Here is a 22,282-nt window from a genome sequence, read left to right on the forward strand (position 1 = left end):
CGGGTTTTCGGCTGGACGACGGAACGAAGAAGGGAGTCTGATCAGTGAGTCCGGGCAAAAAGATTCTGGGCCTCACCGCGTTGCTGCTGATGCTGACGCTGTGGGCCGGCTACATCTACGTATTCAATGAAAACCGTGGCGGTCAGCTCGGCGGTGTCGGCGAAAGCACCGCGTGGTGCGGCACGCCTCCGTCCCCGGATGCGGCGCTGCAGGGCAAGGATCAACTGACCCTGCGCATCACCAACAACCTGCGCGGCGAGTTCATGCTCAGCGGCGCGGTGGTGGTCTCCGAACGCACCTTCAACCGCTATGACCTGGGCCGCAACGAACTGCGTCTGCGTCTGGAACCGTTGCAGTGGTCCTACGGCGTCACGCCGATCTTCCTGGAACAGGTGAAAGTGCTGCCGTTGAGCCGCAACCTGGCTTCGACCGACAAAAGCGCCTTTGCCCAGCTCGAATCGCGCCCCATCGGCGTTCAGGGCCGGGTCACCGAATTTCCTTTCGACACCTATCGCTACGGCTACAAGCCAGTCCTGTATTACCTCAAGGGCAACGAGCGCGTCGATCTGCGCTTCAAGAACATCACCACGCTGATGGAAATGTCCAACACCTTCACGCCGATCCAGAAGTACAACCGCGCCGATTACATCAATGAGAAGGGCTCGGTGGTCCGCGATGAAGACTACAAGGCTTATGGCGCCCATGAATGTGCGTTCAGCGTCGAGCGCAAAGGCGCGTTCAAGGTCGTGGTGCTGCTGATGTTGCTGGTGTTGTGCCTGCCGTTGCTGCTGGTGTTCTACCGCGACGAGCCGGGCATCGACTTCCTCGCCACCCTGGTGGGGATCGGTGTGGTGCGCACGGTGTTGGTGGGGCCGGTGCAGGATTTCCAGCTGTACAACATCGACTTCCTGTTCGGCGCGGCGATTCTGCTGGTGGGTACGGTGTCGCTGATCAAGGCGATGCGGCTTCACAGCCGGCGGGAGATGGCGTTGCGCAGCGGGGAGACGTCGACCTGGTGAGACGGATCCGCACCCTGGCGTGAATGATGATTTCGGCCAGGGCAAAGCCTGTGGTTTTAGCTATACCTGTAACTCCTCGATGCAATAAATCAGGCCTTCTGACAGGAGTTACAGCATGAAGCTAGCCGTAATGATGAGCACCCTGTGCATTGCCACGCTTGGAGTCGTGGGCTGCTCCAGCAAAACCGTCGCTCCGGATGAGTATTCAGGCTTCCTCAAGGATTACAGCCAGCTCAAGGAGGCCAAATCACCGTCCGGTGCCGAGGTCATGCGCTGGGTCGATCCCAAGCTCGATATCAACAAGTTCACCAGCGTCTATATCGAACCGACCCAGCTCTATCCCAAGCCTCAACCCACGGTAAAAATCCCGCAACAGACCCTCAACGGCATCACGGCTTACTACGACCAGGCACTCAAGCGCGAAGTGGGCAAGTCCTTGCCTTTGGCCGCCGGACCCGGTCCGGGTGTGATCGTGGTGCGGGCGGCCATCACGGCGGTCAGCAGCAAGACCGAAGGATTGCATGCCTATGAAGTGATCCCGATTGCCTTGGTGGCGGCAGCGGTCACGACCGCCAGCGGCAGTCGCGATCAGGAAACCACCCTGGCCACCGAAGCCGTGTTCCTTGATGGCGGCAACAACAAGGTGGTGGCGCAAGTCGTGCGCAAGGGCACCGGCAAGCCTCTGGAAAACGACTCTCAGGTCATGAAAGCCGACAATGTGAAAGCCGTGATCGATGGCTGGGCGGCGGACATGCATCAGTCTTATCTGAAGATGAAGGCCAAGTGACGCGAGGCTGAGCAACGCGCAGTCCCCACGGCGTAAACCGTGGGGACTGTTTGTGCAGTTGTCAGTGTTTTTTGGCCTGTTCGCGAATCCGTTCTTCCTGCTCGCGCAGTTCCGGCGTGAACTCGGCGCCGAAGTCTTCAGCGCTGAAAATCTGGCGAATCTCGATCTCGGACTCGGTGCCCGGCATCGGGTTGGGGCAGCGCTTGACCCACTCGATGGCTTCTTCCTTCGATTTCACGTCCCAGATCCAGTACCCGGCGATCAGCTCCTTGGTTTCGGCGAACGGACCGTCGATCACACTGCGTTTCTCGCCGCTGAAACGTACACGGGCGCCTTTGCTGCTCGGGTGCAGGCCATCGGCGGACACCAGGATGCCGGCCTTGGCCAGTTCTTCGTTGTAATTACCCATGTCGGTCAGCAGCTGTTCGCTGGGCATCACGCCGGCTTCGGAATCCTGGCTGGCTTTGACAATGATCATGAAGCGCATGGTGTTTCTCCGTGAGAAATGGGGGATTCACTGCTTTGTCGAACGGCGGGGGCTTGAATCGACAGGTCGTTAAAGAAAAGATGCAGAACCGCGTTTTAACAAGCATCGCCTTCATACGGAATGTGTCCGCCATGCCCACCCTGGAACTCACCACGCTGATCCCCGACCGCACTGCGAAAGAAGTGCTCGATTTCTGTCTGGAGGGCGTCAATTTCCCGAAGATCTTCCCGGAGCGCGTGACGCCGCTGGGGGATATCGACCTGAACAATCTGCGCATTGAAGAGGGCCGGCAATTTCGTTTCCGGCACTGGATGTTCAACCTGATCCCGTCGAACTGGACGGTGACGATCCGCGAAGTCGGCGACACACATTTCGTTGATGAAATGCTCAAGGGGCCTTTGCGTGCCTTTCGTCATGAACATCGGGTGGCAGCGGGCGAGGGCGGTACGCTGTACACCGACCGCGTGACGTATTCGGCGATTGGCGGGGCGTTCAGTGAAGGATTGCTGGTGAATGGTTACATGCGACGGATCTTCGAGGCCCGGCATCGCAACATGCTGCAATTGCTCGGCTAGCGCTCAGGGTTGTATCCAATCTTGAGCGATGGCACATGACAATTTCGGTTCAGGCATAGGTCGTCGGACCATTTCGTGGTTAACTTCCGCCTCTTGCATGCTTTCCCAACAACGTTAAGAAGGACACCGTTCATGGCTCAAGTCACTCTCAAAGGCAACCCGGTTCAAGTCAACGGCCAGCTGCCACAAACCGGTTCCAAGGCGCCAGCCTTTTCCCTGGTGGCCGGCAATCTGTCCGACGTCACCCTGAAAGACTTCGCCGGCAAGCGCAAAGTGCTGAACATCTTCCCAAGCGTCGACACCCCGACCTGCGCCACTTCCGTGCGCAAGTTCAACGCTCAGGCCAACGAACTGGCCAACACCGTCGTGCTGTGCATCTCGGCTGACCTGCCGTTCGCCCAGGCCCGTTTCTGCGGCGCCGAAGGCCTGGAAAACGTACAGAACCTGTCGACCCTGCGTGGCGCCGAGTTTATCGAGAACTACGGTGTGGCCATCGCTGACGGCCCGCTGAAAGGTCTGACCGCCCGTGCGGTGGTTGTTCTGGACGAAAACGACAACGTGCTGCACAGCGAACTGGTCAAGGAAATCGCTGAAGAGCCGAACTACGACGCCGCCCTCGCCGTACTGAAGTAAGCGCTTTTACAATTGTTAACGGCCTGGCCCTGTCCAGGCCGTTTTCATTTGTGTATCAGTGTTTTGGCTCACACCTTGAAACGTAAGTTGAAGGTAAATTGCCGGTAAAGCTGCTTTGCTTTACCCCCACCAGTGCTTATCGTTCAGCCTCCCGTCATAGAAACCCACGCGCCAATGGTCAATCACTCCATGCAATCGTCTTCCCGAAACTCTCGTCGCTGGCTGCTCAGCCTGCTGGTCCTGCTGGTCATCGCCGGCCTGTGCTGGAAATTCTGGCCCGCCGGATCGGCCCACAAGGAGGGCGGTGAGAAGGCGCAGGCCGGTCACACCGGGCGTTCGGGGATGATGCGTCCGGGGTTCGGCGGGGCGTCAGGTCCGATCCCGGTGCGCGTGGCGCCGGCGGTCACCGGTGACTTCCCGCTGTATTACAAGGCACTGGGCACCGTGACCGCGCTCAACACCATCAACGTGCGCAGCCGGGTCGGCGGCGAACTGGTGAAGATCTATTTCGAGGAAGGGCAGATGGTCAAGGCCGGCGACCTGCTGGCGGAGATCGACCCGCGCCCGTACCAGAACGCCTTGCTTCAGGCCGAGGGCACCTTGCTGCAGAATCAGGCACAGCTGAAAAACGCTCAGGTCGATGTCGAGCGTTATCGCGGTCTGTATAAAGAGGACAGCATCGCCAAGCAGACCCTGGACACCGCTGAAGCCCAGGTCGGCCAGTTTCTCGGTACCGTGAAGACCAATCAGGCGGCGGTCAACGACGCCAGGCTCAATCTCGAATTCACCAAGATCCGCGCACCGATTGCCGGTCGCATCGGCCTGCGCCAGCTCGACGTCGGCAACCTGGTGGCGGCCAATGACACCACCTTCCTCGCCGTCATTACCCAGACCCAGCCGATCAGCGTGGTCTTCACGTTGCCGGAAAACTCCCTCGAAACCGTGCTCGCCCGCTATCGCAGCGGCGCCAGACTGCCGGCCGAAGCCTGGGACCGTGGCGACACGAAAATTCAGGCCACCGGTGTGCTGCAAAGCCTCGACAACCAGATCGACGTGACCACCGGCACCCTGAAGTTCAAGGCGCGCTACGAAAACCGCGACCAGACCCTTTTCCCCAACCAGTTCGTCAACGTCCACCTGCTGGCCGACACCCTCAAGGGTGTGGTGCTGGCACCGTCCGCAGCCATTCAGTTCGGCACCAACGGTACGTTCGTCTATGCGATGGACGGCGACAAGAAAGTCACCATCCGCCATTTGAAGATCGGCGCCAGTGACGGGCAGAACACCGTGATCACTGAAGGCCTGGCCGCCGGCGACCGCGTGGTGCTGGAAGGCACCGACCGTTTGAAGGAGGGCAGTGAGGTGGAAGTGGTCAACGACAGTCAGGATGTGCCGACCACCCCGACCGGCCACCTGCAAGGCAAATCCGCCGCCAGCGCACCTGATGCTGCCGTCACCGACAAGGCCAAGAAGGGCGCATGAACATTTCGCGTCTGTTCATCCTCCGCCCGGTCGCCACCACGCTGAGCATGCTGGCCATCGTGCTGGCCGGTCTGATCGCCTATCGCCTGCTGCCGGTTTCGGCTTTGCCGCAAGTGGACTATCCGACCATCCGGGTCATGACCCTGTACCCCGGCGCCAGCCCGGACGTGATGACCAGCGCCGTCACCGCGCCGCTCGAACGTCAGTTCGGGCAGATGCCGGGCCTGACGCAAATGGCCTCGACCAGTTCCGGCGGAGCCTCGGTGCTCACCCTGCGTTTCAGTCTCGACATCAACATGGACGTCGCCGAGCAGCAGGTGCAGGCGGCGATCAATGCGGCGACCAACCTGCTGCCGACTGATCTGCCGGCGCCGCCTGTCTACAACAAGGTCAACCCGGCGGACACCCCGGTACTGACCCTGGCCATCACCTCGAAAACCATGTTGCTGCCCAAACTCAACGATCTGGTCGACACGCGCATGGCGCAGAAGATCGCCCAGATCAGCGGCGTCGGCATGGTCAGCATCGCCGGCGGTCAGCGTCAGGCGGTAAGGATCAAGGTCAACCCGGAGGCGCTGGCGGCCAATGGTCTGAACCTGTCGGATGTGCGCACGCTCATCGGTGCGTCCAACGTCAACCAGCCCAAGGGTAACTTCGACGGCCCGACCCGGGTGTCGATGCTCGATGCCAACGACCAGCTGACTTCGCCCAAGGACTACGCCAACCTGATCCTGGCCTACAAGAATGGCGCGCCGCTGCGACTCAAGGATGTCGCGCAGATCGTCGATGGCGCCGAAAACGAGCGTCTGGCGGCGTGGGCCAACCAGAATCAGGCGGTGTTGCTGAACATTCAGCGTCAACCGGGCGCCAACGTGATCGAGGTGGTCGACCGGATCAAGGCGCTGCTGCCGAGCATCACCGACAACCTGCCGGCCGGCCTCGACGTGACCGTGCTGACCGACCGCACCCAGACCATCCGCGCCTCGGTCACCGACGTGCAGCACGAACTGCTGATTGCCATCGCGCTGGTGGTGATGGTGACATTCCTGTTCCTGCGTCGCGCCAGCGCCACGATCATTCCGTCGGTGGCCGTGCCGCTGTCGCTGATCGGTACGTTCGGCGTGATGTACCTGGCCGGGTTCTCGGTCAACAACCTGACGCTGATGGCACTGACCATCGCCACCGGCTTCGTGGTCGACGATGCGATCGTGATGCTGGAAAACATCGCCCGTTTCATCGAGGAGGGCGACAGCCCGATGCAGGCCGCGCTCAAAGGCGCGAAGCAGATCGGCTTTACCCTGATTTCCCTGACCCTGTCGCTGATTGCGGTACTCATTCCGCTGCTGTTCATGGCTGATGTGGTAGGGCGGCTGTTCCGCGAATTCGCCATCACCCTGTCAGTGGCGATCCTGATTTCCCTGGTGGTCTCGCTGACGCTGACGCCGATGATGTGCGCGCGTCTGCTCAAGCGTGAGCCGGAAGAACATGAGCAGGGCCGTTTCTACCGCGCCAGCGGCGCGCTCATCGACTGGATGATCGCCGCCTACGGACGCAAGTTGCAGTGGGTGCTCAAGCACCAGCCGTTGACCCTGCTGGTGGCCATCGGCACCCTGGCGCTGACCGTGTTCCTTTACATGGTGGTGCCCAAGGGCTTCTTCCCGGTGCAGGACACCGGGGTGATCCAGGGCATCTCCGAGGCGCCGCAGTCGATTTCCTTTGCCGCCATGGGCGAGCGTCAACAGGCGTTGGCCAAGGTGATTCTCGAAGATCCGGCGGTGGAGAGCCTGTCGTCCTACATCGGCGTCGACGGCGACAACGCCACGCTCAACAGTGGTCGCCTGCTGATCAACCTCAAGCCTCACAGTCAGCGTGATCTGACGGCTGCCGAAGTGATTACCCGCTTGCAACCGCAACTGGACAAACTGGTGGGCATCCGTCTGTTCATGCAGCCGGTGCAGGATCTGACCATCGAAGACCGCGTCAGCCGCACCCAGTACCAGTTCAGCATGTCTTCGCCGGACGCCGAACTGCTCAGCCTGTGGAGCGGGCGTCTGGTCGAGGCTCTGGCTCAGCGTCCCGAGCTGACCGACGTTGCCAGCGATTTGCAGGACAAGGGTTTGCAGGTGTTCCTGGTGATCGATCGCGATGCGGCTTCACGCCTTGGCGTTTCGGTGGCGAATATCACCGACGCACTGTACGACGCATTCGGCCAGCGGCAGATCTCGACCATTTACACGCAGGCCAGCCAGTACCGCGTGGTGCTGCAGGCTCAGGCCGGGGAGAAGATCGGTCCGCAGGCGCTGGACCAGATCCACGTCAAGACCACCGATGGCGGCCAGGTGCGATTGTCCAGCCTGGCCCATGTCGAAGAGCGTCAGGCACAGCTGGCAATCACCCACATCGGCCAGTTCCCGGCGGTGATGATGTCGTTCAACCTGGCCCACGGCGTGGCGCTGGGGCATGCGGTGGACATCATCGAGCAGGTGCAGAAGGACATCGGTATGCCGATCGGCGTGCAGACCCAGTTCCAGGGCGCGGCCGAAGCGTTCCAGGCTTCGCTGTCGAGTACCTTGCTGCTGATCCTCGCGGCGGTGGTGACCATGTACATCGTGCTGGGCGTGCTCTACGAGAGCTACATTCACCCGATCACCATTCTCTCGACCTTGCCGTCGGCGGCGGTCGGCGCATTGCTGGCGCTGCTGCTCAGCGGCAATGACCTGGGCATGATCGCGATCATCGGCATCATCCTGCTGATCGGTATCGTCAAGAAGAACGCGATCATGATGATCGACTTCGCCCTCGACGCCGAACGTACTCAAGGCATGGCGCCGGAACAGGCGATCTATCAGGCGGCGCTGCTGCGCTTCCGGCCGATCCTGATGACCACGCTGGCGGCGCTGTTCGGTGCGGTGCCGCTGATGCTGGCCACCGGCTCCGGGGCTGAGTTGCGTCAGCCGCTGGGTCTGGTGATGGTCGGCGGATTGCTGGTGAGCCAGATCCTGACGCTGTTCACCACGCCGGTGATCTACCTGTACTTCGACCGCCTCGGTCGGCGCTGGGGCCGTGCGCCTTCGGCCGTGGAGCCGGTAGAGCAGCCATGAACCTGTCCGGTCCTTTCATCAAACGCCCGGTGGCGACCATGCTCCTGAGCCTGGCGATCATGCTGCTGGGCGGTGTGAGCTTCGGTCTGCTGCCGGTGTCGCCACTGCCACAAATGGACTTCCCGGTGATCGTGGTGCAGGCGAGCCTGCCCGGCGCGAGCCCGGAGGTCATGGCCTCCACCGTGGCCACGCCGCTGGAGCGTTCGTTCGGCGCCATCGCCGGCGTCAACACCATGAGCAGCCGCTCCAGCCAGGGCTCGACCCGGGTCATTCTGCAGTTCGACCTCGACCGCGACATCAATGGCGCAGCGCGGGAAGTGCAGGCGGCGATCAACGCTTCGCGCAACCTGTTGCCGAGCGGGATGCGCAGCATGCCGACCTACAAGAAGGTCAACCCGTCGCAGGCACCGATCATGGTGTTGTCGCTGACTTCGGATGTACTGGAAAAAGGCCAGCTCTACGACCTGGCTTCGACCATTCTGTCCCAGAGCCTGTCCCAGGTGCAGGGCGTGGGTGAAGTGCAGATTGGCGGCAGCTCCCTGCCGGCGGTGCGCATCGAGCTCGAACCCCAGGCGCTGAACCAGTACGGCGTGGCGCTGGATGATGTGCGCAAGACCATCGCCGGCGCCAACGTACGCAGACCCAAGGGTTCGGTCGAGGACGACCAGCGGCTGTGGCAGATCCAGGCCAACGACCAGCTGGAAAAAGCCAAGGACTATGAATCGCTGATCATCCACTACAACGGTGGTGCCGCCCTGCGTCTGAAGGATGTGGCCAAGGTCAGTGACGGTGTGGAAGACCGTTACAACAGCGGTTTCTTCAACGACGATGCGGCGGTGCTGCTGGTGATCAACCGGCAGGCCGGCGCCAACATCATCGAGACGGTCAACGAGATCAAGGCCCAGTTGCCGGCGCTGCAGGCGGTGCTGCCGGCCAGCGTCAAACTGAATCTGGCGATGGACCGTTCGCCGGTGATCAAGGCCACCCTGCACGAAGCGGAGATGACCCTGCTGATCGCCGTGGCGCTGGTGATCCTGGTGGTGTTCCTGTTCCTCGGCAATTTCCGGGCGTCCCTGATTCCGACCCTGGCGGTGCCGGTGTCGCTGGTCGGCACCTTTGCGGTGATGTACCTGTACGGGTTTTCCCTGAACAACCTGTCGCTGATGGCGTTGATTCTCGCCACCGGGCTGGTGGTGGACGACGCCATCGTGGTGCTGGAGAACATTTCCCGGCATATCGATGAAGGCGTCAAACCGATGAAGGCCGCGTATCTCGGGGCCAGGGAAGTCGGGTTCACACTGCTGTCGATGAACGTGTCGCTGGTGGCGGTGTTCCTGTCGATCCTGTTCATGGGCGGGATCATCGAAAGCCTGTTCCGTGAGTTCTCCATCACCCTGGCCGCGGCCATCGTGGTGTCGCTGGTGGTGTCGCTGACCCTGACGCCGATGCTCTGTGCCCGCTGGCTGAAACCGCATACAAAGGGGCAGGAAAACCGTCTGCAACGCTGGAGCCGGCGCACCAACGACTGGATGGTCGGCAAATACGCCACCAGCCTTGATTGGGTGCTGCGCCACCGACGTCTGACGCTGCTGAGCCTGATCATCACGGTCGGGGTCAACGTCGCCCTGTACGTCGTGGTGCCGAAGACCTTCATGCCGCAACAGGACACCGGCCAGTTGATCGGTTTCGTGCGCGGTGACGACGGTCTGTCGTTCAGCGTGATGCAGCCGAAAATGGAAACCTTCCGCCGCGCCGTGCTCAAGGATGACGCGGTCGAAAGCGTTGCCGGGTTCATCGGCGGCAACAACGGCACCAACAACGCTTTCATGCTGGTGCGCCTGAAGCCGATCAAAGAGCGCAACATCTCGGCGCAGAAAGTCATCGAGCGTCTGCGCAAGGAAATGCCCAAGGTGCCCGGCGCGCAATTGATGCTGATGGCCGACCAGGACCTGCAATTCGGTGGCGGTCGTGAACAGACCACGTCGCAGTACAGTTACATCCTGCAGAGTGGCGATCTGGGTGCCTTGCGCGAGTGGTACCCGAAAGTGGTGACCGCGTTGCGGGCCTTGCCGGAACTGACGGCCATCGATGCTCGTGAAGGACGCGGTGCGCAGCAGGTCACGCTGATCGTCGACCGCGATCAGGCCAAGCGTCTGGGTGTGGACATGAACATGGTCACCGCCGTGCTGAACAACGCCTACAGCCAGCGGCAGATTTCCACGATCTACGACAGCCTCAACCAGTATCAGGTGGTGATGGAGGTCAATCCGAAATACGCCCAGGATCCGGTGACGCTCAATCAGGTGCAGGTGATCACTGCCGATGGCGCACGGATTCCGCTGTCGACCATCGCCCACTACGAAAGCAGCCTGGAAGACGACCGGGTCAGCCACGAAGGTCAGTTCGCCTCCGAAAGCATCGCGTTCGACATGGCCGAAGGCGTGACGGTGGAGAAGGGCAGCGCGGCCATCGAGCGAGCGATCGCCAAGGTCGGCCTGCCGGAAGACGTGATCGCGAAAATGGCCGGCACCGCCGATGCCTTCGCGGCCACCCAGAAGAGCCAGCCGTTCATGATTCTCGGTGCGCTGCTGGCGGTGTACCTGGTGCTGGGTGTGCTGTATGAAAGCTACATTCACCCGCTGACCATTCTGTCGACACTGCCGTCGGCCGGGGTCGGCGCGCTGCTGTCGATCTATGTGCTGGGGGGTGAATTCAGCCTGATCTCGCTGCTCGGGTTGTTCCTGCTGATCGGTGTGGTGAAGAAGAACGCGATCCTGATGATCGACCTGGCGCTGCAACTGGAGCGTCACCAGGGCATGGCACCGCTGGAATCGATCCGCAGCGCCTGTCTGCAACGGCTGCGTCCGATTCTGATGACCACCTTGGCGGCAATTCTCGGCGCCTTGCCGTTGCTGCTCAGCCGGGCCGAAGGTGCGGAAATGCGCCAGCCGCTCGGCCTGACCATCATCGGCGGGCTGATCTTCAGCCAGATCCTGACCCTTTACACCACACCTGTGGTTTATCTCTATCTCGACAAGGCCCGCCATCGCTTCAACAAGTGGCGTGGCGTGCGTACCGATGCCGCTCTGGAAACTCCGCTATGAATGACCGTTCGCTTATCCAACTGGCCAGTGTCCGCGGCTCGCGTCTGCTGAGCCTGTCGCTGTGCGTGGCGATGCTCAGCGCGTGCGCCGTCGGCCCGGACTACCAGCGCCCGCAGACTGCCGAAATCGCTCAATACAAAGAGGCCGAAGGCTGGCGTCAGGCCAGCCCTTCCGACGCTCTGGCCCGTGGCGCCTGGTGGGAACTGTACGGCGACCGCCAGCTCAACGAACTGGTGGAAAAACTCAACAGTTCCAACCAGACCGTGGCCCAGTCCGAGGCGCAGTATCGTCAGGCCCAGGCCTTGGTGCGTGATGCCCGTGGCGCGTTCTACCCGACGCTCGATCTGAGCGCGGGCAAGACCCGCTCCAGCCAGGGCACCGGCAGCAGCAGTTCGAGCCTGAGCAGTTCCGCCAGCGGTATTCGCGATACCTACAACGCGCAACTGGGTGTGAGTTGGGAGGCCGATGTCTGGGGCAAGTTGCGTCGTGGTCTGGAGGCGAACGAGGCCAGCGCCCAGGCCAGCTACGCCGATCTGGCGGCCATGCGCCTGAGCCAGCAATCGGAGCTGGTGCAGAACTACCTGCAATTGCGCGTGATCGATCAGCAGAAACGTTTGCTGGAGTCGACGGTGGAGGCTTACGAGCGTTCGCTGAAAATGACCCGGAACCAGTACAACGCCGGAATATCCGGGCGCGATGCGGTGGCGCAGGCACAGACCCAGCTCAAATCCACCCAGGGCGATCTGGTGGACCTGATCTGGCAACGGGCACAGTTCGAGAACGCGATTGCCGTGCTGACCGGTCAACCACCGGCGCAGTTCAAGATCGCCGAAACCCAGGACATCCCGAAGCTGCCGCAGATTCCGTTGAGCCTGCCGTCGCAACTGCTGGAACGACGTCCCGACATCGCCTCGGCGGAGCGCTCGGTGATCGCGGCCAATGCCGGTATTGGCGTCGCCAAAGCGGCGTATTACCCGGATTTCACCCTGAGCATGAGCGGCGGTTACAGCAGCAGTACCTCCCGTGACCTGATCAGCCTGCCGAACCGCTTCTGGTCGGTCGGGCCGAAGATGAGCCTGCCGCTGTTCGACGGTGGCCGTCGCTCGGCGGAAGTCGACCGCACCGAAGCGAAATACGACGAGACTGTAGCCAAATACCGGCAGACCGTGCTCGACGGCTTTCGCGAAGTGGAAAACTATCTGGTGCAGTTGAAGGTGTACGAGGACGAGGCGGCTGTGCGCCAGGAAGCGCTGGATGCGGCGCGGGATTCCCTGCGTCTGACCCAGAACCAGTACAAGGCCGGACTGATTGCCTACATCGACGTGGTCGTGGTGCAAGCCACGGCACTGAGCAACGAGCGTACGGTGCTCAACATCCTGCAAAGCCGGCTGATTGCCAGCGTGCAGCTGATCGCGGCGCTGGGTGGTGGCTGGGACGGGCAGCTGGAAACCAGCCAGAATCCCTGACGCCGGGTTCCCGCGCCATGCGCGGGAATGCTCCGTGTCGTGATCCCGGCCTGGAGCCCTGTCAGACGATCAAACAAGCGTTTCATCGGCTTGATGGCCATTTGATTACTTTGTCAGTGCGTTCTTCCGCGCAATCAGTACAATCGCCGCATTTGTCCCCGCCGCGGACGGACGCAGTCCGGTGGGGTGGTCGCGAGAATGCCCATGCTCATCGGTAGTTATTCCTTCACCCTGGTTTTCATTTCGCTGAGTGTGGCGATCCTGGCTTCATACACCGCGCTCGACCTGACCGGGCGCATCGCCACTGCCAGGGGCCGCGCCGTGCATTTGTGGACGGCCGGTGGCGCGTTTGCCATGGGGGTCGGCGTCTGGTCGATGCACTTCATCGGCATGCTGGCGTTCAAGCTGCCGATCAGCCTGGGGTATGACATTGCGCTCACGGCGCTTTCGCTGTTGATCGCCGTACTGTCCTGCGGCTTCGCCCTGTGGCTGGTCAGCCAGCCGAAACTGCCGGCCTGGCAACTGGCCTTCGGCGCCCTGATCATGGGCGCCGGCATCAGCGCCATGCACTACACCGGCATGGCCGCGATGCGCATGCAACCGGGCATCGATTACGACCCCACTTTGTTCGGCGTCTCGCTGGCGATTGCCGTCGGTGCTTCGGCGGCGGCGTTGTGGATTGCCTTTCGCCTGCGTCAGCAATCGCCTTACGTGCGTCTGTTCCGTGCCGGTGCCGCTATCGTCATGGGGATCGCGATTGTCGGCATGCACTACACCGGCATGGCGGCGGCGCGTTTTCCCGAGGGAAGTTTCTGCGGTGCGGCGCTCAATGGTCTGAACGGCAGTGGCCTGGACAATCTGGTGCTGATCACCACGCTGGCGGTGCTGAGCATTGCGCTGTTGACCTCGATTCTCGACGCACGCCTTGAGGCGCGTACTGCCGATCTGGCCCATTCGTTGACTGTTGCCAACCGTGAACTCACTCAACTGGCGTTGCACGACACGCTGACCGGTCTGCCGAACCGCATGTTGCTGGATGACCGGATCAATCAAGCCATGAAAAAGGTCAACGAGCAGGGCGGTTGTTTCGCGCTGATGTTCATCGATCTGGATGGCTTCAAACCGGTGAACGATGCCTTCGGCCATCACATGGGCGATCAGTTGCTCAAAGAGGTGGCGGTGCGTCTGCGCGAAGATTTGCGCAGCCTCGACACCCTGGCACGGATCGGTGGTGACGAGTTCGTGCTGCTGGTGCGCCTGAGCGAGCCCAACGATGCACTGGGGCTGGCCGCGCGTCAGGTCGGTCTGATCGCGCAGTCGTTCCGGGTGGCAGAACATGAACTGCAGATTTCCGCCAGTGTCGGCATCGCGGTGTATCCGGGCAATGGCCACAGTGCCCAGGAACTGCTGATGAACGCCGACGCGGCGATGTACCACGCCAAGGGTGGCGGCAAGAACGGCTACAGCTTTTTCGACGCCTCGATGAACAGCAACGCACGCAAGCAACTTCAGTTGCTGCAGGATCTGCGCGCGGCGCTGGAGCACAATCAATTCTGTCTGCATTACCAACCCAAATTCCACGCCGCCGACGGGCGTCCGGTGGGGGCCGAGGCGCTGCTGCGTTGGGAGCACCCGACTCACGGCATGCTGATGCCGGACAAGTTCATCGAACTGGCGGAGAAAACCGGGCTGATCATCCCGATTGGCGAATGGGTGCTCAACGAAGCCTGCCGACAGATGCGCGAATGGTTTGTGCTGGGCCACACCGACTGGCGCATCGCGGTCAACCTGTCGGCCTTGCAGTTCTGCCACGCCGGGCTGGTGCAAAGCGTGGCCAAGGCGCTGGCGAGACACCGCTTGCCGGCCAACAGCCTGACGCTGGAAATCACTGAAACCACCGCCATGAGTGACGCCGACGCGAGCATGACAGTGCTGCAGGAGCTGTCCGACATGGGCGTCGACCTGTCCATCGACGATTTCGGCACCGGTTATTCAAGCCTGATGTACCTCAAGCGCTTGCCGGCCAACGAACTGAAGATCGACCGTGGCTTCGTCCGCGATCTGGAGCATGACAGCGATGACGCGGCCATTGTTTCGGCGATTGTCGCGCTGGGTCAGGCGCTGGGCTTGCGCATCGTCGCCGAAGGTGTTGAAACCGGCGTTCAGCAGGATTTTCTGACGCAACTGGGTTGCGATTCGTTGCAAGGCTATCTGCTCGGCCACCCGATGCCGGCTGATCGCTTTTTGCAGGGCATTGCGCGGGACAAACCTCTGGCGGTGAGCTGAACCGCTGACGCAGGCCATGCAAAACCCCGCGATGGCGGTTATTCTTGCCTCGACTGTTACGAGTGCATCGAGGGAAGGCCAGCATGGATAAAGTCATTGTGATCACCGGTGGCGGTCGCGGAATCGGGGCCGCCACGGCGCTGTTGGCTGCCGAGCAAGGCTATCGGATCTGCATCAATTATCAGACGGACGAACAGGCTGCCCACCACGTGCTTGAGCAGGTACGCGAGCGTGGCGCCACCGCCATCGCCGTCCGTGCCGACGTCAGTATCGAGGACGAGGTGATCGGCCTGTTTCAACGGGTCGACACGGAGCTGGGCCGGGTGACCGCGCTGGTGAACAATGCCGGCACCGTCGGTCATAAATCCCGGGTCGAGGAAATGTCGGAGTTCCGCATCCTCAAAATCATGAAAACCAACGTTCTGGCTCCGATCCTTTGCGCCAAGCATGCGATCCTGCGCATGTCGCCCAAACATGGCGGGCAGGGTGGCAGCATCGTCAACGTCTCCTCGGTCGCTGCGCGGCTGGGCTCGCCCAACGAGTACGTCGATTACGCCGCGTCAAAAGGCGCACTCGACACCTTCACCATCGGTCTGTCCAAGGAAGTGGCGGGCGAGGGGATTCGGGTCAACGCGGTGCGTCCTGGCTACATCTACACCGACTTCCACGCGTTGAGCGGCGATCCGGACCGGGTCAGCAAGCTGGAGTCGGCAATTCCGATGGCGCGGGGCGGGCGGCCGGATGAAGTGGCGGAGGCGATTGTCTGGCTGCTGTCGGACAAGGCTTCGTATGCCACCGGGACTTTCGTCGATCTCGGTGGCGGTCGCTGAGTTTCAGGGTCGTTGATCGGTCCCACGCAGAGCGTGGGAACGATCAGCACTCAGAACGACCGCACAATCCGCCCCAACGTCTCCATCGCTTTCTCCGAGGCTTCGGTCCACGGGCTGCCGTAGTTCAAGCGGATGCAGTTCCTGAATCGCTGGGTCGGCGAGAAGATCGGCCCCGGCGCAATGCTGATGCCTTGCGCCAACGCCATTTGAAACAGCTTTAACGAATCCATCTGCGGTGGCAGTTCCAGCCACAGGAAATAGCCGCCGGCCGGTTGGCTCACGCGCGTCTGCGCCGGAAAGTAGCGGGCGATAGCCGCCAACATGGCGCTTTGCTGTTCTTCGAGGGCGTAGCGCAGTTTACGCAGATGGCGATCATAGCCGCCGTGTTGCAGATAGTCGGCGATGGCTGCCTGGGCCGGCATCGAGGCGCACAGCGAGGTCATCAGTTTCAGACGCTCGATCTTCTGCGCGTAGCGCCCGGCGGCGACCCAGCCGATGCGATAACCCGGGGCCAGGCTCTTGGCGAACGAACCACAGTGCATCACCAGACCTTCGGTGTCGAAAGCCTTGGCCGGTTTCGGCGCCTGTTGACCGTAATAGAGTTCGGCGTAGACATCGTCCTCGATCAGCGGCACCTGATGCCGCTTGAGCAACTCCACCAGTTCCTGTTTCCTGGCCTCGGGCATGGTCGCGCCCATCGGGTTCTGGAAACTGGTCATGCACCAGCAGGCCTTGATCGGATGCCGTTCCAGGGTCTGGGCGAGCACGCCAAGATCGATGCCGTCGCGCGGGTGCACGGGGATTTCCACGGCTTTGAGTTTCAAACGCTCCAGCACTTGCAGGCTGGCGTAGAACGCCGGGGCTTCGATGGCCACCAGGTCGCCCGGTTCGGTCACTGCTTGCAGGCACAGGTTCAGCGCCTCCAGAGCGCCGTTGGTGATCAGCAGTTCTTCCATCGGCAGCATCAGCCCGCCGACCATGTAGCGCAGGGCGATCTGGCGGCGCAGTTGCGGATTGCCCGGCGACATGTCGGTGACCACCATGCGCGGATCCATCTCCCGGGCGGCGCTGGCCAGTGAACGGGACAGGCGTTGGAGCGGGAACAGCTCGGGGCTGGGAAACGCCGAACCGAACGGTACGGTGCTCGGGTCCTTGATCGATTCCAGCACCGAGAACACCAGTTCGCTGACGTCGACCCGGGTGGATTCGTTGACGGGGGGGCTGATCACCGGCTCCGAGAAGGGGCTCGGAGCGTGGGTGTTCACGAAGTAGCCGGAGCGCGGGCGGGCGCGGATCAGGCCGCGACGTTCCAGCAGGTAATAAGCCTGGAACACCGTGGACGGGCTGACGCCATAGGTCTGGCTCGCGTAGCGCACTGATGGCACCCGCTGACCGGGGCCGAGGACGCCGGAGCGGATCAGTTCAGCGATGTCGTCGGCGAATTTTTCGTAGCGTTTCATCTTGGGTCCGGATTGATTTCTTTCTGAAAGACCGTGTCGCCTTCATTCGCGAGCGGGCTCGCTCCCACTGTTGACTGCATTCCCTGTGGGAGCGAGCCTGCTCGCGAATGGCCGCGCCGCAGTCTAAGGGATCAACGATTCATCGGCGCAACAAACCGGCTCTTCGCCACGCTGTAAATCTCGGGATCATCACTGTCGGCAATCTTGAAACTCAAGGTCTGCGAGCTGCTGGCTGCACGTTCGGTGGTCATGGCCACGGACACTGGCACATCGATAATCTCGCCCGGCGCCAGGCTCAACTCGGTCTTGCCCTGGAGCTGGAAGCCGTCGCCGTCTACCAGGCTCAGGTTGTAGTCCTGACGTTGCTGGGTCTTGTTGATGACCTTGAGGGTGTAGATGTTCTCGATCTGGCCCTGGCCGTTCTCGCGGAACAGGCCACGGTCCTTGGTCACGTCCAGCGACACCATTGGTCGTTCGATCAGGGCCAGGGTGAGGGCGCCGATCATCACCACCAGTACCGTGACGTAGCCGATCAGGCGCGCACGCAACAGATGCGTCTTGCCCCCCTGCAACTCACGCTCCGAGGTATAGCGGATCAGGCCCCGCGCATAGTTCATCTTGTCCATGATCGAATCGCAGGCGTCGATGCACGCCGCACAGCCGATGCATTCCATTTGCAGACCGTCACGGATGTCGATGCCGGTCGGACAGACCTGCACGCACAACTGGCAGTCGATGCAATCGCCGAGACCGGCTTCGGCCGGTTTCACGTCGCGCTTGCGCGGGCCACGGTTTTCTCCACGGGCGGCGTCGTAGGAAATGGCCAGGGTGTCCTTGTCGAACATCACGCTCTGGAACCGCGCATACGGGCACATGTGCATGCACACCGCTTCGCGCAGCCAGCCGGCGTTGATGTAGGTGGCAGCGGTGAAGAACAGCACCCAGAACAGGCTGACACCACCGATCTGCAGGGTCAGCAGTTCTTCGGCCAACGGGCGGATCGGGGTGAAGTAGCCGACGAAGGTCAGGCCGGTCAGCACACTGATCGCCAGCCACAGTGTGTGCTTGGCCGCACGTCGCGCCAGTTTGTTGAGGCTCCAGGGTGCCGCTTGCAGCTTGATGCGCTGGTTACGGTCGCCCTCGGTGACTTTTTCGCACCACATGAAGATCCAGGTCCACGAACTCTGCGGACAGGTGTAACCACACCAGACCCGTCCGGCGAATACGGTAATGGCGAACAGGCCGAACGCGGCAATGATCAGCAGCGCCGACAGCAGGATGAAATCCTGCGGCCAGAAGGTCGCGCCAAAGATGTGGAATTTGCTTTCGGAAAGATCCCAGAGCACCGCCTGACGGCCACCCCAGTTCAGCCAAACCGTGCCGAAAAACAGCAGGAACAGGAATCCCGCGCCGCTCATGCGCAAGGTGCGGAACAAGCCGGTGAAGCTGCGGGTGAAAATCTGGTTATCGCTGCTGGCGTGTTTCGCCTTCATTGGGCGCGCCGGTACTTTTTTTATCCGGGGAGATGCTTCTACGGTTCGGACGGGGATTCGTTCGCTCATGGTCGTTCGCTCATCAGCCTCCATCAGGCCAATGAACTATGAGCGCCGATCTGTTTGCATAACAGACTCAGGCCTCTCAATAAAAAGCGTATCAGATGGGTTTTGCGCCCGGCCCTGCGACAACTTGAAGCAGTCGCCGGCGCGGGGCGCAGGCGCCTATCCCGGACGGCTGCGCGAGATATTGACCGGGGTCAGTCAAATCACCGAATCACCGTCGGTGGCTTTGAGGTGTTTGCGACCGTCAGCGGCTCCGGCGACGGTCAAGGCATCGGCTTCGGCTTCTGTGATGTAGATGCGCCGGCCCTCGATTTCCACGGCGGACATCGATTTTTCACTGTCGGTGATGACCGTCAGGTCGCCGCACAGGCGAATCTGTTCACCGTTTTCGGTGGCGAAGAAACAGGTCTGGTTTTCGATGCGCACGGTCATGGGGCTGTCCTTTTTCCGAGGGTGTTGAAAGGTTAGGGCGCCCGTTCGGGTGATCGTTCTACGCAACCGATTAATGGTCGCTGCTGTCCACTGTTCATGACCTCGGCTCAAGGACTGCGCAATGGACGCCTGGTGGCACGAAGTGTGGAAAACCCTGCAAGCGGAATTCGCCGACATCGGTGATGCGTCGCAACTGACGCGGATCACCGTGCGGCTGCTGATGGCGGCCGTACTGGGCGGGATTCTCGGTTTCGAACGTGAGCACAAGGGCAAGGCTGCCGGTGTCCGCACGCACATGCTGGTGGCCCTCGGCGCCGCGCTGTTTGTGTTGGTGCCGCAGTTGTCCGGCTCCCAGGCCGATGCGATGAGCCGGGTGGTGCAGGGCGTGATTGCCGGGATCGGCTTTCTCGGGGCCGGCACCATTTTGAAAAATCACGAAGGTGACGAAGGTCACGTCAAGGGCCTGACCACCGCCGCCGGCCTGTGGATGACCGCCGCCATCGGCGTCGCGGCCGGGTTGGGCCGCGAAGCGACGGCGGTGTTCAGTACGTTGCTGGCGCTGGGGATCTTCAGTGTCATGCCGAGGATCGTGAAAGTCTTCGAGAAAGATCATGAGCCCTGATCAGACAATCACCGGCGGCATGGTGCTCGGTGGTTCTTCCTTGGGCGGTGGTGTGGTGCCCGGTGGCTCCTGTTCCGGAACCGGTTGCGGCTCGGTCTCGGGCAGCACCGGTTTGTCGATGTTCGGATCGGGTGTTTCAGCGGGGATCGGAATACTCATCGGATGAACCTCCGTATGGCACATGGCGTGAGAAGTGCTTAAGTGGGTTGACCACGTCTGCACGAAATCGATCCGATTTTGTGGCGGCGCAAATCCCTGTGAACTTTTGTCACCGAGGTTCGCTCGGAACCTGAGAGCGATCATTGCCGGGCACCGGTCTGGTTTTGAGTACTGAACAGGCAACCGTGCGTCCCTGGGGCGTTAAGGAGAGATGCTCGATGACGGCTGAAAAACCCTCCGAACAGAGCTACAACCCGCACATCCCGCTGTCACAGGCGTTGTTGCTGCCGCGCATTGTCATTGAAAACACTCGGCCGACCCTCGATGGCGGGCAGTTTGCCGTCAAGGCCGTGATCGGGCGCGAGATCGTGGTCACCAGCAAGATTTTCGCCGACGGCCACGACAAACTGGCGGTGCGCATCCGCTGGCGAGAGGAAGGTGAGGAAGCCTGGCACAGCGAAGTCATGACCGATCAGGGCAACAATGGCTGGCAAGGTCGTTTCCAGCCACAGCGTGTAGGCCGTTATCTCTACCTGATCGAAGCCTGGATCGATCAGTTCGCCAGTTTTCAGTACGAACTGGAGAAGAAACACCTCGCAGCCGTCCCGGTCAGTCTGGAGCTGCAAGAAGGCCGGACGATGGTGCAACAGGCCGCCGAACGCAGCGAAGGGCCGCTCAGCGAGCGGCTGGCGGCCATGCACCATGAGCTGTCCGGACTGCTCGAAACCGAGCAGGTCGCGCTGTTTCTGCACCCGCAGAGTGCGCAGTTGATGGCCGATGCCGATCTGCGTCCGTACCTGAGCATCAGCGCGGAATTTCCGGTGGATGTTGAGCGGGAGCTGGCCGAGTTCGCTAGCTGGTACGAGCTGTTTCCCCGCTCGATCACCGATGATCCCGCCCGCCACGGCACCTTCAATGATGTGCACGCGCGGTTGCCGATGATTCAGGACATGGGCTTCGACGTGTTGTATTTCACACCGATCCATCCGATTGGCCGCAGCCATCGCAAGGGTCGCAACAATTCGCTGACCGCAGGCCCGGACGATCCCGGCAGCCCTTATGCAATTGGCAGCGAAGAAGGCGGGCACGACGCGATTCACCCGCAGCTTGGCACCCGTGAGGACTTTCGTCGTCTGGTGGCGGCGGCTGCCGACCATGGGCTGGAGATCGCCCTCGATTTCGCCATCCAGTGTTCCCAGGATCACCCGTGGCTCAAGCAGCATCCGGGCTGGTTCAACTGGCGTCCGGACGGCACGATCAAATACGCGGAGAACCCGCCGAAAAAATACCAGGACATCGTCAACGTCGATTTCTATGCGCCGGAAGCGATCCCGAGCCTCTGGGTCGAGCTGCGTGACATTGTCGTCGGCTGGGTCGAGGAGGGCGTGAAGATCTTTCGCGTCGACAACCCGCACACCAAGCCGCTGCCGTTCTGGCAATGGCTGATCGCCGATGTGCGGACACTGCATCCCGAGGTGATCTTCCTCGCCGAAGCCTTCACCACGCCGGCGATGATGGCGCGACTGGGCAAGGTCGGTTACACCCAGAGCTACACCTATTTCACCTGGCGCAACACCAAGCCCGAACTGGCGAGCTACTTCAGCGAACTCAACGACTCGCCGTGGCGCGAATGTTACCGGCCGAACTTCTTCGTCAATACCCCGGACATCAATCCGGCGTTTCTGCATGAATCGGGACGTCCCGGTTTTCTCATCCGCGCCGCGCTGGCGACCATGGGCTCCGGCCTGTGGGGCATGTATTCGGGGTTTGAACTGTGCGAATCGGCACCGGTGCCGGGCAAGGAGGAATACCTCGATTCCGAGAAGTACGAGATCCGCGTCCGGGATTTCAACCAGCCCGGCAACATCATCGCCGAGATCGCCCAGCTCAACCGCATCCGCCGGCAGAACCCGGCGCTGCACAGTCATCTGGGCCTGAAAATCTACAACGCCTGGAACGACAACATTCTGTATTTCGGCAAGCGCAGCGCTGATGGCAGCAACTTCATTCTGGTGGCCGTCAGCCTCGATCCGCATCACCCGCAAGAGGCCAATTTCGAATTGCCGCTCTGGGAGATGGGCCTGCCGGACGACGCCACCACCCACGGCGAAGACCTGATGAACGGCCATCGCTGGGACTGGCACGGCAAATATCAGTTCATGCGGATCGATCCGGCGTATCAGCCGTTCGGGATCTGGCGCATCACCGCCTGAACACTGATCCCCTGTGGGAGCGAGCCTGCTCGCGAATACGGGCCAACATTCAATACCTATGTTGCCT

The 22,282-nt window shown here is 61.5% G+C and carries 17 protein-coding genes; 12 read left to right on the forward strand and 5 right to left on the reverse strand.

The genetic code is table 11. The features are described 5' to 3' along the window. The first annotated feature begins 44 nt into the window (after positions 1-44). The gene (locus NWV16_RS13025) at positions 45-1,019 is read left to right on the forward strand and encodes a hypothetical protein (protein WP_260523362.1); all 975 of its coding nucleotides are present in this window, start codon (positions 45-47) and stop codon (positions 1,017-1,019) included. A gap of 115 nt (positions 1,020-1,134) precedes the next feature. Beyond that, positions 1,135-1,806, forward strand: coding sequence for a DUF3313 domain-containing protein (locus NWV16_RS13030; protein WP_260523363.1), 672 nt, complete (start codon positions 1,135-1,137; stop codon positions 1,804-1,806). Between the two features lie 61 nt (positions 1,807-1,867). Here NWV16_RS13030 and NWV16_RS13035 read toward each other — a convergent pair whose 3' ends face one another. Next, positions 1,868-2,293, reverse strand: a complete 426-nt coding sequence (locus NWV16_RS13035; RefSeq protein WP_260523364.1) for a YciI family protein — start codon at positions 2,291-2,293, stop codon at positions 1,868-1,870. A 131-nt stretch (positions 2,294-2,424) separates the two neighbouring features. Here NWV16_RS13035 and NWV16_RS13040 point away from each other — a divergent pair, with 131 nt between their 5' ends. The 8 genes from NWV16_RS13040 to NWV16_RS13075 all read left to right on the forward strand — a co-directional run bounded on the left by NWV16_RS13040 (position 2,425) and on the right by NWV16_RS13075 (position 15,770). Next, entirely contained in the window at positions 2,425-2,868 is a 444-nt protein-coding gene (locus tag NWV16_RS13040) for a polyketide cyclase (protein WP_260523365.1), read from the forward strand. A 132-nt stretch (positions 2,869-3,000) separates the two neighbouring features. Next, positions 3,001-3,501 (forward strand): thiol peroxidase, encoded by a 501-nt coding sequence (gene tpx, locus NWV16_RS13045; RefSeq protein ID WP_260523366.1) that lies wholly within the window; start codon positions 3,001-3,003, stop codon positions 3,499-3,501. Positions 3,502-3,675: 174 nt separating this feature from the next. Further along, entirely contained in the window at positions 3,676-4,983 is a 1,308-nt protein-coding gene (locus NWV16_RS13050) for an MdtA/MuxA family multidrug efflux RND transporter periplasmic adaptor subunit (protein WP_260523367.1), read from the forward strand. Further along, on the forward strand, positions 4,980-8,084 hold the full coding sequence (locus tag NWV16_RS13055; RefSeq protein WP_260523368.1) for an MdtB/MuxB family multidrug efflux RND transporter permease subunit: 3,105 nt from the start codon (positions 4,980-4,982) through the stop codon (positions 8,082-8,084). Before NWV16_RS13050 ends, NWV16_RS13055 begins: the two co-directional genes overlap by 4 nt. Then, positions 8,081-11,188 (forward strand): efflux RND transporter permease subunit, encoded by a 3,108-nt coding sequence (locus NWV16_RS13060; RefSeq protein ID WP_260523369.1) that lies wholly within the window; start codon positions 8,081-8,083, stop codon positions 11,186-11,188. The genes NWV16_RS13055 and NWV16_RS13060 overlap by 4 nt, the downstream gene beginning before the upstream one ends. Beyond that, positions 11,185-12,654: an efflux transporter outer membrane subunit gene (locus NWV16_RS13065; protein ID WP_260523370.1), complete on the forward strand. Its 1,470-nt coding sequence runs from the start codon at positions 11,185-11,187 to the stop codon at positions 12,652-12,654. The genes NWV16_RS13060 and NWV16_RS13065 overlap by 4 nt, the downstream gene beginning before the upstream one ends. A gap of 204 nt (positions 12,655-12,858) precedes the next feature. Beyond that, on the forward strand, positions 12,859-14,940 hold the full coding sequence (locus NWV16_RS13070) for a putative bifunctional diguanylate cyclase/phosphodiesterase (RefSeq protein ID WP_260523371.1): 2,082 nt from the start codon (positions 12,859-12,861) through the stop codon (positions 14,938-14,940). A gap of 83 nt (positions 14,941-15,023) precedes the next feature. After that, positions 15,024-15,770 (forward strand): SDR family oxidoreductase, encoded by a 747-nt coding sequence (locus tag NWV16_RS13075; protein ID WP_260523372.1) that lies wholly within the window; start codon positions 15,024-15,026, stop codon positions 15,768-15,770. A 50-nt stretch (positions 15,771-15,820) separates the two neighbouring features. On the opposite strand, the gene mapR is transcribed toward NWV16_RS13075, so the two are convergent. The 3 genes from mapR to NWV16_RS13090 all read right to left on the reverse strand — a co-directional run bounded on the left by mapR (position 15,821) and on the right by NWV16_RS13090 (position 19,221). Beyond that, on the reverse strand, positions 15,821-17,230 hold the full coding sequence (mapR, locus tag NWV16_RS13080; protein ID WP_065258016.1) for a GntR family transcriptional regulator MpaR: 1,410 nt from the start codon (positions 17,228-17,230) through the stop codon (positions 15,821-15,823). 131 nt (positions 17,231-17,361) lie between these two features. Further along, positions 17,362-18,792, reverse strand: a complete 1,431-nt coding sequence (gene ccoG / locus NWV16_RS13085; RefSeq protein WP_260523373.1) for a cytochrome c oxidase accessory protein CcoG — start codon at positions 18,790-18,792, stop codon at positions 17,362-17,364. A gap of 195 nt (positions 18,793-18,987) precedes the next feature. Then, the gene (locus NWV16_RS13090; protein WP_065258014.1) at positions 18,988-19,221 is read right to left on the reverse strand and encodes a DUF3203 family protein; all 234 of its coding nucleotides are present in this window, start codon (positions 19,219-19,221) and stop codon (positions 18,988-18,990) included. 121 nt (positions 19,222-19,342) lie between these two features. Here NWV16_RS13090 and NWV16_RS13095 point away from each other — a divergent pair, with 121 nt between their 5' ends. Continuing rightward, a complete protein-coding gene (locus NWV16_RS13095) occupies positions 19,343-19,843 on the forward strand; it encodes an MgtC/SapB family protein (protein ID WP_260523374.1) in 501 nt (166 codons plus the stop codon). On the opposite strand, the gene NWV16_RS13100 is transcribed toward NWV16_RS13095, so the two are convergent. Further along, positions 19,844-20,002 carry a hypothetical protein gene (locus NWV16_RS13100; protein ID WP_176704418.1) on the reverse strand — a complete coding sequence of 53 codons (159 nt, stop codon included), beginning with the start codon at positions 20,000-20,002 and terminating at the stop codon, positions 19,844-19,846. It abuts the gene before it with no gap. A gap of 218 nt (positions 20,003-20,220) precedes the next feature. On the opposite strand from NWV16_RS13100, the gene NWV16_RS13105 reads away from it, so the two are divergent. Continuing rightward, complete coding sequence (locus NWV16_RS13105) at positions 20,221-22,215, forward strand: alpha-1,4-glucan--maltose-1-phosphate maltosyltransferase (protein WP_260523375.1); 1,995 nt, start codon at positions 20,221-20,223, stop codon at positions 22,213-22,215. Positions 22,216-22,282 lie beyond the last annotated feature (67 nt).

The organism is Pseudomonas sp. BW7P1 (assembly GCF_024981055.1).
Lineage (GTDB): Bacteria > Pseudomonadota > Gammaproteobacteria > Pseudomonadales > Pseudomonadaceae > Aquipseudomonas > Aquipseudomonas bananamidigenes.

Bases quoted from the DNA above. Each gene is read 5' to 3' on its own strand.
- NWV16_RS13030 (WP_260523363.1), top strand. From the start codon at position 1,135: ATGAAGCTAGCCGTAATGATGAGCACCCTGTGCATTGCCACGCTTGGA.
- NWV16_RS13035 (WP_260523364.1), bottom strand. From the start codon at position 2,293: ATGCGCTTCATGATCATTGTCAAAGCCAGCCAGGATTCCGAAGCCGGC.
- NWV16_RS13040 (WP_260523365.1), top strand. From the start codon at position 2,425: ATGCCCACCCTGGAACTCACCACGCTGATCCCCGACCGCACTGCGAAA.
- tpx (WP_260523366.1), top strand. From the start codon at position 3,001: ATGGCTCAAGTCACTCTCAAAGGCAACCCGGTTCAAGTCAACGGCCAG.
- NWV16_RS13050 (WP_260523367.1), top strand. From the start codon at position 3,676: ATGGTCAATCACTCCATGCAATCGTCTTCCCGAAACTCTCGTCGCTGG.
- NWV16_RS13055 (WP_260523368.1), top strand. From the start codon at position 4,980: ATGAACATTTCGCGTCTGTTCATCCTCCGCCCGGTCGCCACCACGCTG.
- NWV16_RS13060 (WP_260523369.1), top strand. From the start codon at position 8,081: ATGAACCTGTCCGGTCCTTTCATCAAACGCCCGGTGGCGACCATGCTC.
- NWV16_RS13065 (WP_260523370.1), top strand. From the start codon at position 11,185: ATGAATGACCGTTCGCTTATCCAACTGGCCAGTGTCCGCGGCTCGCGT.
- NWV16_RS13070 (WP_260523371.1), top strand. From the start codon at position 12,859: ATGCTCATCGGTAGTTATTCCTTCACCCTGGTTTTCATTTCGCTGAGT.
- NWV16_RS13075 (WP_260523372.1), top strand. From the start codon at position 15,024: ATGGATAAAGTCATTGTGATCACCGGTGGCGGTCGCGGAATCGGGGCC.
- mapR (WP_065258016.1), bottom strand. From the start codon at position 17,230: ATGAAACGCTACGAAAAATTCGCCGACGACATCGCTGAACTGATCCGC.
- ccoG (WP_260523373.1), bottom strand. From the start codon at position 18,792: ATGAGCGAACGAATCCCCGTCCGAACCGTAGAAGCATCTCCCCGGATA.
- NWV16_RS13090 (WP_065258014.1), bottom strand. From the start codon at position 19,221: ATGACCGTGCGCATCGAAAACCAGACCTGTTTCTTCGCCACCGAAAAC.
- NWV16_RS13095 (WP_260523374.1), top strand. From the start codon at position 19,343: ATGGACGCCTGGTGGCACGAAGTGTGGAAAACCCTGCAAGCGGAATTC.
- NWV16_RS13100 (WP_176704418.1), bottom strand. From the start codon at position 20,002: ATGAGTATTCCGATCCCCGCTGAAACACCCGATCCGAACATCGACAAA.
- NWV16_RS13105 (WP_260523375.1), top strand. From the start codon at position 20,221: ATGACGGCTGAAAAACCCTCCGAACAGAGCTACAACCCGCACATCCCG.